At 44.1% G+C, this 14,085-nt stretch carries 13 protein-coding genes; 1 reads left to right on the forward strand and 12 read right to left on the reverse strand.

Annotated elements, in window-relative coordinates; genetic code table 11:
- Positions 1-9: 9 nt before the first annotated feature.
- The 11 genes from ACN6MV_RS20325 to ACN6MV_RS20375 all read right to left on the reverse strand — a co-directional run bounded on the left by ACN6MV_RS20325 (position 10) and on the right by ACN6MV_RS20375 (position 12,278).
- Complete coding sequence (locus ACN6MV_RS20325; RefSeq protein WP_156114832.1) at positions 10-960, reverse strand: ROK family protein; 951 nt, start codon at positions 958-960, stop codon at positions 10-12.
- A gap of 27 nt (positions 961-987) precedes the next feature.
- Complete coding sequence (locus tag ACN6MV_RS20330; protein ID WP_042129321.1) at positions 988-1,680, reverse strand: copper homeostasis protein CutC; 693 nt, start codon at positions 1,678-1,680, stop codon at positions 988-990.
- A gap of 24 nt (positions 1,681-1,704) precedes the next feature.
- Entirely contained in the window at positions 1,705-3,159 is a 1,455-nt protein-coding gene (locus tag ACN6MV_RS20335) for a leucyl aminopeptidase family protein (RefSeq protein WP_042129323.1), read from the reverse strand.
- Positions 3,160-3,200: 41 nt separating this feature from the next.
- On the reverse strand, positions 3,201-4,193 hold the full coding sequence (locus ACN6MV_RS20340; RefSeq protein WP_042129325.1) for an ABC transporter ATP-binding protein: 993 nt from the start codon (positions 4,191-4,193) through the stop codon (positions 3,201-3,203).
- Positions 4,190-5,191, reverse strand: coding sequence for an ABC transporter ATP-binding protein (locus ACN6MV_RS20345; RefSeq protein ID WP_339287351.1), 1,002 nt, complete (start codon positions 5,189-5,191; stop codon positions 4,190-4,192). The genes ACN6MV_RS20340 and ACN6MV_RS20345 overlap by 4 nt, the downstream gene beginning before the upstream one ends.
- Before the next feature lie 13 nt (positions 5,192-5,204).
- Positions 5,205-6,116, reverse strand: a complete 912-nt coding sequence (locus ACN6MV_RS20350) for an ABC transporter permease (RefSeq protein ID WP_042129329.1) — start codon at positions 6,114-6,116, stop codon at positions 5,205-5,207.
- 67 nt (positions 6,117-6,183) lie between these two features.
- Complete coding sequence (locus ACN6MV_RS20355) at positions 6,184-7,107, reverse strand: ABC transporter permease subunit (RefSeq protein WP_042129331.1); 924 nt, start codon at positions 7,105-7,107, stop codon at positions 6,184-6,186.
- Between the two features lie 114 nt (positions 7,108-7,221).
- The gene (locus ACN6MV_RS20360) at positions 7,222-8,826 is read right to left on the reverse strand and encodes a glutathione ABC transporter substrate-binding protein (protein WP_042129332.1); all 1,605 of its coding nucleotides are present in this window, start codon (positions 8,824-8,826) and stop codon (positions 7,222-7,224) included.
- An 89-nt stretch (positions 8,827-8,915) separates the two neighbouring features.
- Positions 8,916-9,920 (reverse strand): asparaginase, encoded by a 1,005-nt coding sequence (locus ACN6MV_RS20365; protein WP_042129334.1) that lies wholly within the window; start codon positions 9,918-9,920, stop codon positions 8,916-8,918.
- A gap of 28 nt (positions 9,921-9,948) precedes the next feature.
- A complete protein-coding gene (locus ACN6MV_RS20370) occupies positions 9,949-11,106 on the reverse strand; it encodes an ROK family transcriptional regulator (protein WP_042129336.1) in 1,158 nt (385 codons plus the stop codon).
- Positions 11,107-11,615: 509 nt separating this feature from the next.
- Positions 11,616-12,278: an MgtC/SapB family protein gene (locus ACN6MV_RS20375; protein ID WP_042129338.1), complete on the reverse strand. Its 663-nt coding sequence runs from the start codon at positions 12,276-12,278 to the stop codon at positions 11,616-11,618.
- A 208-nt stretch (positions 12,279-12,486) separates the two neighbouring features.
- Here ACN6MV_RS20375 and ACN6MV_RS20380 point away from each other — a divergent pair, with 208 nt between their 5' ends.
- Positions 12,487-13,452: an NAD(P)H-dependent flavin oxidoreductase gene (locus tag ACN6MV_RS20380; protein WP_419884727.1), complete on the forward strand. Its 966-nt coding sequence runs from the start codon at positions 12,487-12,489 to the stop codon at positions 13,450-13,452.
- A gap of 83 nt (positions 13,453-13,535) precedes the next feature.
- Here ACN6MV_RS20380 and ACN6MV_RS20385 read toward each other — a convergent pair whose 3' ends face one another.
- On the reverse strand, positions 13,536-13,751 hold the full coding sequence (locus tag ACN6MV_RS20385) for a hypothetical protein (RefSeq protein ID WP_231573828.1): 216 nt from the start codon (positions 13,749-13,751) through the stop codon (positions 13,536-13,538).
- Positions 13,752-14,085: the final 334 nt, after the last annotated feature.

Raw genomic sequence — 14,085 nt, forward strand, 5'->3', positions numbered from 1 at the left:
TACCATCATCTAGACGGTATGAAATAATGCCGCAGCGCCTATAAGACCTACATCATCCCTCAGACCTGCTGACTCAATAGTATAAGTTCCTTTATACGGCTTCATGACAAGTTCCTCTGTTTTCTCTCTCAGCGCCGGAAACAGTAGTTCACCAGCTTTGCTTACGCCTCCACCAATTACAATGCGATCTGGATTAAACGTATGTACCGCGTTAGCTAATCCAATCGCCATATAATGAATTGTTCGCTCAATCACCTCGACAGCTACCGGATCTTTTAGTGCCATCGCTTCGAAGACGTGTCGAGAATTAATCTTTTCACCACTTCTATTAGCCAGCTCTGTAATCATCGACGTTCCGCTCTCCATCCTCCGCAGTGCCATGTCCCGAATCGCTGTACCCGAAGCAAATACTTCCCAGCATCCATATCTTCCACAGCTACATTCCGTTCCGCTCGGGTCAATAATATTATGACCGAGTTCTCCTGCAAATGAGTTCGTGCCGAGCAATAGCTCACCATCCATGACAATGCCAGCTCCAATTCCTGTGCTGAAGGTAACATATACCATGTTGTTTGAACCTTTGCCAGCTCCTCTTACATACTCGCCCCAAGCTGCAGCATTCGCATCGTTTACCACTTTCACTTCAACACCAAGTTCTGACTCCATCCAACGCTTCAGTGGAACATTGTCCCATTCAGGAAGATTGGTACCGTGAATAACAATTCCATCCTGGCTGTTCACTGCTCCGGGAGAAGCAAGTCCAACCCCAATTAGCGGTCGTCCTTCAGAAACGGAACGTATCATTCCGATCATTCGCTGTACTACCTCTTCCGCAGTGCGTGCTCCGGCCGTCTCCATCAACTCTCGATTCAACAAAACACCTTTTGAATCGAATAATGCTGCGGCAATTTTTGTCCCACCTAAATCAATTCCAACTACGTAACTATCTACCTTATGCATAACCATTCACCTTTTCACCATCAAATATTAGCCGTTAGAATGAATATTCTCAGCTAACGCCCGCAGGGCTACTGGATCGATTGGAGACAAAGCGTCTTTGCCATAACGAACAGCCGATCCAAAATGTACTTCCGTGACTCCTGTCTGTTGAATAAAGGATGTAATACCTTCTGGCTTCAGACCGCTTCCAGCCAATATATTAATCGAACTACCTCTAGATTCCTCTACTAGCCTACGCATAGCGGGAATGGCATCAGGTGCTGGACCAGGTCCAGCAGAGGTAAGAATACGTGTGATTTGCGGATAATTACAAAGCGTTCGATAACCTGCAATTTGATCCTCCAGCTCATCAAAAGCACGATGGAAGGTTACTTGTAAGCCATCTGTCAACGGTAATAATGTTTCAAGCGCTCGCTCATCGATCGTTCCTTCCTCTGTTAGTGCGCCGAGAACAACCCCCGACGCACCGCTGGCTGCAATCTGTCTGATTTCTGAGGCCATAGTCAAAATATCATACTTGGAATAGTTAAATGATCTACTGTGTGGACGGATCATAACAAAGACAGGAATACGAACCGATTTGGCTACTTGCTCCACCAATCCTATTCCCGGTGTTAATCCACCTTCTGTAATGGCAGTAATGAGCTCAAGGCGATCTGCCCCATTCGCCTCAGCCGTCAGAGCATCATCCATACAAGTAGCGATGACTTCCAATCTCATAACTTCCCCCCACTCTTCCAGTTGTTATTGATGTATTTGCTTCATGACATAATCGGCGAGCAGGCGTGCACCATATCCCGTCGCTCCAGCTTCTGAATACCCCACATCCTGCTTGTACTGTACCGTCCCTGCCATATCAATATGAACCCAGCTCATCGACTCTGCTACAAAGCGCCGAATAAATAGGGCTGCTGTTATCGCACCTGCAAATGGGGACGTACTAACATTGCGCAGATCAGCGTAATTACTCCGCAAATCTGCTTCATATTCATCCATTAGCGGCATGGGCCACAAGCGTTCCCCATTTCGCTCACCAATCTCTACCAGGCTCTGCGTTATATCAGCATCGCCCCATATACCTGCGATACCTAATCCCAGCGCCGCACCGACATTTCCAGTTAGGGTAGCGATATCGATCGCTTGGTTCGCTCCGATATTCGCGGCATGAATAAGCGCATCCGCTATGATAAGTCGACCCTCACCATCTGTATTTGCAACCTGAACGGTTAACCCGTTAGGGTAGCGGATAACAGATGAAGGCAACATCGCCTCAGCATCCGGCACATTATCAACAACCGGAATAAGTGCAGTCACATTTACATTGGCACGCTTCCGTATCAAAATATCCATAGCCCCAATTACAGCAGCCGCACCGCCCATATCCATGCGTGCATCGCTAATATCACTGGCTGTCTTCACGTTCATGCCACCTAAGTCAAAGGTTACACCTTTACCTACCAGTGCTAACATCGGTAATTCAGGGTTGCTCTCGTAACGAATTTCAACCAGAGCTGGAGAATGCTTGCTCCCTGCTCCAACAGAGATCAGTCCATTCATCTGAAGATCCACAAGCTCCTGCCCTCGATAGATATGAACTTTTAATGCAGCATCATCACGGTCAAAAAATTCAGCCATCCATTCCGCGAAACGATCAGGGTTTAGTGTCCCGGGCACTTCATTCACAAGATCACGAGCAACGATTGCTCCTTCAGCACGTATCTGTGCAGAAACCCGTACAGCTTCTATTTCAACAGAAGACAGTTCAGGCCAATCTAAGGATTGAAGCTGTAAATCAACAGAGCCTTCAACCTTGGTCGTTCCGCGATAAGTTTGGAAACGGTACAACCCGAGAATCCAGCCTTCCATCCAAGCTTGTAATTCATCAGCAGCAGAAATATCACTGTTCCTATTTACAGCCTCAGAGGCTAATCTCACTAGTGATGCACTGCTGCGTCTTTCTTTCAAGATAGAACGAGCAGCAGCTCCTCCTGCTCGGCGAATCTTCTCAAGCGTAATATCCTTGCGCTTTCCCATGCCTACCGCTAATACGTCAGACTCTTCCTCAGTGCGGGCATGTAACCAAGTCACACTGCTGCACTGTTTGTGAGCCGCTCCCAGTTTAAAAGGAAATGACTCCTCGTCATAAGCTAAATAGACAATAGTATCCGCCACGTTAGCGGAATCGAATAAGATATTCATCGCTGTCCCTTCTTTTCCGTAAAGTTATCTCACAATTTCCGTTATCGCTCTAATTTCAGCATTTCTTCATCAAATAAATGGCACGCAACCTCATGACCTGGTTCAACTTCTCGGAATATTGGTACATGCTGCTTACAGATTTCCATACAGGAAGGACATCTTGTATGAAAACGGCATCCCGACGGTGGATCAACCGGACTTGGGAGATCTCCCTTCAGAATAATGCGTTCCTTCTTTAAGGTAGGATCGGGTACAGGTACAGAAGATAGCAACGCTTGCGTGTAAGGATGCATTGGACGATCATACAAAGTATCTTTATCCGCCGTCTCTACGAGGGAACCAAGATACATGACACCGATTCGATCACTGATATGTTCAACAACACTTAGATCATGAGAAATGAATAAATAGGTCAGACCATACTCTTCCTGCAGATCCTGCAATAGATTCAGCACTTGTGACTGAATCGATACATCCAGTGCAGACACGGGCTCATCCGCCACGATTAAGCTTGGTCGAACAGACAATGCTCGGGCGATTCCAATCCGTTGGCGCTGTCCACCGCTGAATTCAAAAGCGAAGCGCTCGGCATGGAAACTGTTCAGTCCTACTGTCTCTAGCAGCTCACATGCTAGTTTATCCCGTTCTTTGGAGGATAGCTTTGTATGAATGAGCAGCGGTTCAGCGACAAGATCCTTCACCTTCATCCGTGGATTAAGTGAAGCATAGGGATCTTGGAACACCATCTGCATATCTTTACGAATAGGCCGCATTTGATTGTCTGAAATATGGCTAATATTTTGACCCTTAAACCACACTTCACCGTCATTTGGTTCCAGCAAGCGAGTCACAAGTCTACCTGTAGTGGATTTACCACAGCCACTCTCACCCACAAGGCTGAACGTTTCTCCTTTACGTATAGCGAATGAGATCCCATCAACTGCGTGCAAATATCTTGTAGTTCCGAAAAAGCCCTTCTTCACTGAAAAAAACTTCTTCAGGCTTTTAACTTCAATTAGTGGAGTCTCCTTCACAAACGTTCCCCTCCTTCCATGTTCTCCTGCTGTGTAAGCCAACAACGACTCTTTCGCTCAAGTCCCTCAATCGGAAGTAACTCAGGCTCCTGCGTGAGACAACGCTCTGTGACAAACTCGCAGCGTGGGGCAAATTTACAACCTGCTGGCATTTGTGAAAGGTCAGGTACATTTCCTTTAATAGAGTCCAAACGGCGTACATTCTGGCGCAGCTTCGGAACGGATTGAATTAATCCCTTCGTATATGGATGCTGCGGTCTTGCAAAGAGTTCTTGTACGGAAGCTTCTTCTACTACACGACCAGCATACATAACAACTACACGGTCGCATAGTTCGGCTACTACCCCAAGGTCATGGGTAATGAGCAGCATTCCCATATCCTGTTCTTCTTTCAGATGCTTCATTAGATCAAGGATCTGTGCTTGAATCGTTACATCCAGCGCCGTTGTCGGTTCATCTGCAATCAGCAGCTTCGGGTGACAAGACATCGCCATCGCAATCATGACACGCTGCCTCATACCACCAGAGAGCTGATGCGGATAATCATCCACCAATTCTTCCGCACGTGGGATACCCACAAGACGCAACATATGAATGGCATGCTCACGAGCTTTCTTCCGGCCATAGCCCAAATGCAGCATGATCGGCTCCATCAATTGCAAACCAATCTTCAGCACAGGATTAAGCGAAGTCATCGGCTCCTGAAAAATCATCGCCATATCATTTCCACGGATCTGACGCATCTCTTTATCCGTTACTTTCGTCAGATCAGTCCCCTCAAAGCGAACAGAGCCACCGGAGATTCTACCTGGCGTATCCTTAAGCAGCCGCATAATGGACAGTGAGGTTACACTTTTGCCACAGCCGGATTCTCCAACTAGACCCAGCACTTCACCTTTCTTAATCACAAAGTCAACACCTGCAACGGCCGTTATACTTCCATCGCCGCGTTTGAACTCCGTTTTCAGCCCTTGTACTTCCAGCAAATTTTGAGTCATGTCTTGTCCCTCCTTAGTTTTTCATTTTGGGATCAAGAGCATCGCGCAGTCCGTCCCCGACCAGGTTAAATGCAAGTACAGTCAAAAAGATAGCGATCCCCGGAAAATACACGATATGCGGAGCGATACTTAAATAATCACGGCCCATACTTAGCATCGCGCCCCAATCGGGCTCTGTTGGCTTCGCGCCCATGCCTAGAAAGCTCAGTGACGCAGCGGCCAAGATTGCCCCGCCAATCTTCATGGATAGATTAACAATAATGCTAGGAACTGTTTCCGGAAAAATATGTCTCCAAATAATTCGGCGATTCTTCGCACCCATAGAACGGGCGGCTTCAACAAACAATGTTTCCTTCGCAGACAATGTAACGCTCCTAATAATTCGGGCAAACGATGGTGTGCCGAAGACTGCAACGGCAATGACAACGTTAGATAAACCAGGCCCGAGTATGGCGACAATCCCAATGGCAAGCAGTAAATCCGGGAATGAGAACAGTACATCACTCCCCCGCATAATAATCCGATCCAGCCAACCGCCATAATATCCACTGACAAGACCAAGAATGGTTCCAAGTACACCCGCAATTAATACGGAACTTAGACTGACCGCTAAAGTCAACCTTGTTCCGTCAATTAAACGGCTTAGAATATCACGGCCATATTCATCCGTTCCTGCCCAGTGCGCGGCAGAGGGTCCCTCCATTAGTGCGTCGTAATTCGTAGCTTCAGGATTATACGGGGTCAGAAAAGGCCCGAATATTGCAATCAAAAAAAGCAATATGACAAAAAATGCAGCCAATAGGGGCATCTTTTGTTTGCTGAACTTGCGAATAAAAACACCCGCGCGGCCTTTCGTTTTCTCCGGGGCTATTACCTCTCCGGGTATAGGAGAATTAGTTCCCATAACTGCCGAATTGTCGCTCATGATATCCCTCCTAATCCTAAATTCTCCCTAAATAAAACTATCGTATTGTTTCTCTGTAGCAATCTAGCTACTGAGAAAACCTGATTTTCGGATTGAGTACGCCATACAATAAATCTACAATTAAATTGATAAGGATAAATTGTGTTGAAAACAGCAGCAGCAAAGCTTGAATAACCGTATAATCCCGGAACAAAATGGAATCTACCAGCAGTCTACCAAGACCAGGAATACTGAATACTGTCTCAACCATTACCGAGCCACCAAGCAAGAACCCAAATTGAAGTCCAGCTACAGTAACGACCTGAATAAGAGAATTGCGCAACGCATGTCTACTGATAACAACATACTCGCGTAAGCCTTTCGCACGTCCAGTACGGATATAATCCTCCCGTAACGTTTCTAGCATCGATGACCGTGAGTAACGGGCCAACATCGACATAATCCCCATTCCAAGTGTAATGGAAGGAAGAATATAGGATTTCCAGGAATCTACACCGCCGGTCGGAAACCAGCCCAGCTCTACCGAGAAAATTTGAATGAGTACTAAACCTAACCAGAATCCAGGAACAGACATCCCTGAAATAGCTGTCAATGTACCTAAATGATCCGGCCATTTATTGCGGTAAACCGCCGAAATAACACCGATTAGAAGACCAATGACAAGTGCCCAAGCCATACTTAGAAATGTTAGCCATAAAGTAGGCATGATTCTGCTCTCCAGCATATCAGTGACCGGAATCCCTGAACGGATCGAATTACCTAGATTACCACTTAGTAGATCACCCATGTAGTTTATGTATTGTTTCCACAAGGGCAGATTGAGACCCAGTTGCTCTTGAATGCCATGAATCTCTTCAAGTGTGGCGTCCTTACCCGCAATAAGTCGGGCCGGATCACCCGGAATTAAGTGAATAAACAAAAAGACTAGTACCGATACAATGAACAACAGCGGAATAACCCCGAGGAGTCTTTGTAAAGCATATCTACCCAACTCATAAGCCCCCTTCAGTATCGACAAATGATTTAGTGAGGCCGCTTCCTACCATTCTATAGAAGCGGCCTCGTTCAATTCTTGGGATATTAATCTTACTTTTGTTTTACATCATTATTTTACTTCTGCATTGAGGACATTTATGGAACCGTCCGGGAAGACTTTTACACCTTCCAAATAAGATCTTTTGCCAGAAATAATTTGGTCAACGCCCATGAAGGCCCACGGAGCATCTTCCCATACTGTTTTTTGAATATTGGCATAAATGGATTTAGCCGCTTCAGGATCAACCGCTTTATTCGCCTCAGCAATCCATTTATCTACATTTTCATTTTTGTAATAAGCTGTATTCGAGCCTGCAGGTGGGAACATTTCACTACTGAACAAACCTCTAGTTGCGCCATCTGCATCACCGGAGGATGGAGACCAGCTGACATACCACATTTGAATTTTTGCTTCTTCAGGCGTTTTCGCAGAGTTAATTTGGTCGGACAATGTACCGCCCTCCATAGACTTCACTTCTACCTTAATGCCTACAAGCGCTAGCTGTTGTTGAATAAATTGCATACCCTTCATCGTTTCGGATTCGTTTTCTCCCCAGATTTCGGTTTCGAATCCGTCAGGATATCCCGCTTCAGCAAGCAATTGTTTAGCTTTTTCAATGTCATAGTCATAACCTGTTTGTTGGGAGTAATATTGTGTTTTGGAGGACATTGTGGAATCAAGCTTAGCGCCGAGACCCGATTTCACAACCTTGATATAAGCATCTTTGTTGATAGCATAGTTAATGGCTTGACGTACTTTAACATCATCGAAAGGTTTCTTCATCGTATTCAAAGTTACATAACGAACAATGGTTGAATCGATCGTATCTACAGTAATTCCTTCAAGACCTTCAACCTCGGATACTTGCTCGGTTGGCATAGGATAAATGAAGTCAGCCTCACCAGTTTTTAGCATCGCAATCCGCGATCCATTCTCTGGTACGGGTCTGAAGGTTATGCTATCCACTTTCGGCAAGTCTTTTTGCCAGTAATCCGGATTCTTCTCAACAACTAGACGATCACCTTGTACCCACTCTTTGAACTTAAATGGACCAGTACCTACAGGCATTTTTGAAATATCGGCACCGTTTTCTGTCAGAGCTTTCGGGCTAATGATCGGCGCCATGGCAACCTTATTTAAAAAGGCGTTGTACGGCTCACTCAGTGTAATAACCACGGTTTTAGCATCAGGAGTCTCCACTTTAGCTACCTTTGCGAAGCTTTTGCGCAGTCTCAGATTATTCTTCTCATCTTGAATACGGGCGATGTTTACTTTAACCGCTTCAGCATTAAAGTCAGTGCCGTCTTGGAATTTAACATTCTCTTGCAAGTTGAACGTGTAGACCAAACCGTCATCACTTATGGAATGGCTTGTGGCAAGAACAGGAACTACATTCATATTCTCATCAAAACCCATTAGACCTTCGTACATCGTTCTGGCAGCGCTTATTGAATGTGTATCGCTAGCGTTATGAGGGTCCAGCGTAATAAAGTTAGAATTGATGGCAATTACAATGTCTTTATCATTTTTTGTAGTTGGGGTGCTAGTTTCCGTGCCGCCAGCTGTATTGCCACCTTGTCCCTCGTTGTTCGCTTTGTTGCCGCACCCTGCAGTCACTACTACTGTAATAAGCAGCAGCATGAACATTGACCATACTTTTCCTTTTACTTTCATGTTATACACTCCCCTTTAGAAACGATGTATTAGAAAAGCTCCCAGTCCGATTATTCATGAGACTTGAAGATTATTCTCGATCCTGATAATCAAACTTCCCATTGGAATACAGCTCGGCGTTCGCCTACAATAGTACCGCCATCATTAACGATGGTATTTGGTACGAGCGCATATAAACGATCAATTGTAGCTTGATTGCTATAGCCTAAACGTTCCAGAATCGATGCGATGATACAAGGCCAGACTTGCTCAGAGCCATCGGATACTTTTAGTGATATACCGATTCGTTCCTTACGAAGACCAATACCATATACACCTTTAGCCCCGCCCTTGGCCGTCAGATTATCATCCTTTAAAAGCTCTGAGCAGACGAATTTCGTATCTGCTATCATCACCGGATTATCATTCATAAGCTTTGCAGTCACAGCAGCTGCGTTGCGTATTTCAATATCCTCGATCAAATCAGGACAGGCTAGCTTTAAATATGAATAAGCGATTTTGTGCAGCGGAAGTGCGAAAATGGGTAGACCACAACCATCAATTCCTTGAGGAATGGATTCCTTCGGTACTTCAGCTATATAGGCCATGGTCTCAAGGATCTCCTGTTGTACAGGATGGTTAGGTTCATAATAAGTATCTATATCCCAACCCATATATTTGCTGAGACCCATTAACCCGGCATGCTTACCCGAGCAATTATGAAAGATTTTGCGAGTAGGCTCATTCGCCCGATGACGCTCCGCCTTGGCTTCCTCATTCAATGGATATGTAGAACAGCAATGAAGTCCCTCTTCTTTTAATCCCATTTTTTGAAAAAGAGATTCAAGCGCTTCAATGTGGAAGGCCTCTCCCCGATGCGAAGCAGTAAAGAGTGAGGCTTCCTTACTTGTCAAACCATACACTTCGTCGATCCGTCGCTTCATAACCGGTAAAGCTTGGAACGGCTTAGCAGCTGACCGAAGATAGGTCATATGCTCCGGGTTTCCTGTTTTGTACAAGATGTTACCTTTCTCATCGACTACGCTAACTGCACCATAATGCACATTCTCTAGTAAGCCACCGCGATATTCTTCTACCAGTGTTGTAAATCCCATCTGTACAACCTCCCTCGATGTAATTCTATTAATCCAATGCGAAAAAACGATTCTGCGATAGTAGGCCCGATCCGATAATTACACCGTTCTCATTCAACATCGAACGATGAATGGAGAAAGATCCACGAAGCGGTTCCCAAGTGAAGCGTGAAAGATAGAGCTTCTCGACTTCTTCATAAACGTCTGGGAATTTGTCGACGAGTTCTCCACTCAAGATCACACTATCCGGGTTATACATGCATACGACATTGTTGATCGTAATCGCCATATACATGAGTGCACGTTCGATCAAATGAACCGCCCAATGCTCTCCTGCATCCTTTGCTTCAAATAACTCCTCGATCGTGCGAATCGGACGAATCCGATTGGCTTCTGACAACAATGAGCTAATATTTATATAGGTCTGTAAGCAACCCGCTTTCCCGCACTCGCACATCATTCCGTTAGGATCCACTGTTGTATGCCCAATTTCACCAGCACTGTTCATCACCCCGCGGTAGATCTCTCCCTCGAGGATCATCGCCGAGCCAACACCTTGACCGAAGCCCAATAGTGCGGTACGGATGGAACCAACTGCAGCACCTTTAAGGTGTTCTGCAAGAGCTCTTACTTTCAGCTCATTATCTACAGCAATTTCAAAACCGGTAAGTTCCTTTAGACGTTTAGCTAAGGGCACATTCTTCCATCCAAGCTGAACCGAGAAGACGACGATACCTTCTTCGTTATTTACAATGCCAGGAAGTCCAACTCCAATACCGACGATACGTGTTCTGTCAATCACATGCTGCTGTGTCAGATGTTCAATCGCTTCATTAATTCGTTCCAGCGTCTTGTCAGGACTCTCATCCGGTGTACGCGGGTATTGCCTGCTGCAGAGCAGCTTGCCTTGCAAATCTACGATCCCTACAATCATAAGACTACGATCCAATTCAACCCCAACTGACAACACAGAAGCGTCAACCATAGCTAGCAACGTTGATTTTCGACCTAATCCTGACGATACCTGATCCGAGTCGAGTAGAAATCCTTGTTCAGTTAATTCCCCAACAATTCGACTTACAGTCGTAGGACTCATACCCGTTTGTTTGGCGATGGAAGCCCGAGAAATCGGCTGTTGATTTTTAATGATTTCGAAGACCGTTAATCGGTTTTGTCGCTTCATAAAATCCTGATCGTGCTTTTTCACAGACATTCTCCTAATTATTTTCTCCAGTGCATTAATCAAGCTGATAAAACTATAAAAATAAGAAAAAATTTGCCAATTAAGCTACGATAATGTATTATTTGATTTAATTTTAGTTTAGTTTCTCCAGTGATGGGATTAATAATAAAGGCTCATTGAATGTATGTCAATATAAATGACATATTTTTTTATTCGAAATAAATGAAAGCGGTTAATATGTGAAATATTTAACAATATCATTCAATACATAACATAAACATAACACGAAAAACCAAATCTTATCTCGTAATAGACCGTGCGAAAACTATAAATAGGAAGAACCTGATTTCAAAGGGAAAATAAATTAGAATAGCAAGAGGTTTGAGATAAACAATCAAAGCAGATGGTTTGTATATATGAATATAAAAAAAGGGGTAGGATCATGCGCGGATTGATAGTGAAATGGAAATTGCCCCGCATCAAAAGTAAGTTTTTTATAGCAACCAACCTTTGATACGGAGCATCTTGAGCCGTTATTGAAAATCTACTGCCTTAACAGATGCATCTTCTTGTATTAGGGATAACAAATTCACAGAATTAAAGGATTCAGGATATTTTACGATAATTTCTAAATTCAACTCAGAGGCAAGACTATTATTTTCAGCGTGAAAGCTTAGTATAGTAATGTTCTTTTCTTCAAGTATCTTTTGGATTCGACTGACGGCTCCTTCTGTATTAGACAGACAGATCACAATCTGTTGGGTTTTCGGTGAGGCCAGCCAACTGTATCGACCGTGCAAAATCTTTTGCCCGAGTAAGATAATAACCGTTGCTCCTCCGCCAAGGATATAAAGCCCTGAACCAATCGCCAGACCTAGCCCCGCCGTTGCCCAAATCCCCGCAGCAGTTGTCAGCCCCTTAACGGTGTGTCTGTGCATGAAAATCATTCCTGCGCCAAGGAATCCCACTCCACTTACTACCTGCGCTGCAATACGTGCGGGATCGAGTTTAACATAGGACCAAGAAGCTTGATCCTGAAATCCATATTTGGAGATGATCATCATAAGTGCAGCACCTAAAGCTACAATAAAATGCGTCCTAACTCCCGCTTCTTTCATTCGGCTTTTACGTTCAAATCCTACTAATACTCCACAAATTCCAGCTCCAACTACACGAAGTAAATATTCAAACTCCATACATTGTCCTTCTCTCCTTATGATATTGCTATTTATTGTATCATAAACGGGTTTCTATATTTCTCCTTCCAATAAGGTGGACATGATATTTAACATAGTTTGAGCATGCGCACAGTCACATCTGCAATGATTTAACTGTGATACCTTTATAGCTGTTACTCCAGTAGACATTGTATAACGATCTACAACTTGTGAAAGAGGTGCGTATATGAAGCTGCCAACAATCCAATTTGGGCATATTAAATCCAAGGTTCCTGTGATTCAAGGTGGTATGGGCGTAGGTATATCCTTAAGTGGATTAGCTGCTGCTGTAGCCAATGCAGGCGGGATCGGCACCATTTCCGGTACAGGAATCACCACTGATGAACTGAGAATGCATATTCGCAAAACAAGAGAGCTCTCTAAAGGGATTGGATATATCGGTGTGAACGTACTATTCGCAATGAAGGATTTTGCCGATAAAATGAAGGCTGCTTTGGAAGAAAAAGTGGACTTTATTATTTCCGGAGCCGGAATTTCCAGAGATATTTATGCTTGGGGGAAAGAATATGGCACCCCTGTGGTGTCTATTGTTTCTTCCGCCAAATTGGCCAGAATATCCGAAAGACTTGGTGCCTCTGCAGTCGTCGTGGAAGGATTTGAAGCTGGGGGCCATTTAGGCACTGAACGATCCATGTTTGATATCCTCCCAGAAGTTGTAGAAGCCGTTTCCATACCGGTTATTGCTGCAGGCGGGATTCTGACCGGAGATGATATCGCAAAAGCCCTTCGAATGGGCGCTTCCGGCGTTCAGATGGGGACTCGTTTCGTAGCAAGCCATGAATGTGATGCTCCTTTGTCATTTAAGCAAAAGTATGTAGATGCTCGACAAGGTGATACTATTCTAATTAAGTCTACAGTGGGGCTAGATGGCAGAGCGATTCGCAATGAATTCACAGATCGTATCAGTGATGATGCCAAATTAAAAATAGCCAAATGCTCTAATTGTCTAAAGGTATGTTCGCACCGCTTCTGTACCATGGAATCCCTCTTAACTTCCCTTAGAGGAGATGTTAAGAACGGATTGGTTTTTGCCGGGTCCAGGGTTCACGAGATTAAAGAGATATTGTCCGTACAGCAGATTATCGATAATTTAATGTATGAGTATCAAGGGGCATTAAACCCCGTAACTTAAGATAAACAAGAACCCTTTGTTGTATGCAACAAAGGGTTCTTGTTAAAAAACGTTCATTATAGTTGATTTACATCAACATTGCCTCACATCATTCCACGAGTATTATAAACGCCCTCTTGTTGATGGCAGCTCTTATACATTTGCTCTAGCTCGGAATCACCTAAGTTAGGGTGTCTTTCTTTCATAAATGGCAACATTTCTTTAAAAGTGCTAGGACCTACTCCGGCAGCATACACCGCTGTCCCAATTCCAAATGACAGAATAACTACACAGATTACTGAAAATACTCCTCTTTTCAAAAAAATCATCTCCTACTTAATAATACGGAAAAAATCAATACGAAAAAAATTTGCTGAGACCAACATGCACATCAGACCCATTCCCATAACTAGAATGGCTATGATCCAATCCGCTTTTCTCATATTCATCCTCCCGTGCTATCGAACACCCTGACTCCAATGAACAGTGGGTTCAATCATATTAATTATTATAGATAAATATTGTGTAGAAACTATGTGGGTCATGTTAGAAATTCATTTTTGACAATTTCGTGAAAATATTCACTATGTCATCATTCGTTCATATTGCGTTCTTATTTCCATGATATTATTTCGATATAACAATAAACACAAA

Source organism: Paenibacillus sp. B-A-8 (genome assembly GCF_048572915.1).
Taxonomy (GTDB): domain Bacteria; phylum Bacillota; class Bacilli; order Paenibacillales; family Paenibacillaceae; genus Paenibacillus_AQ.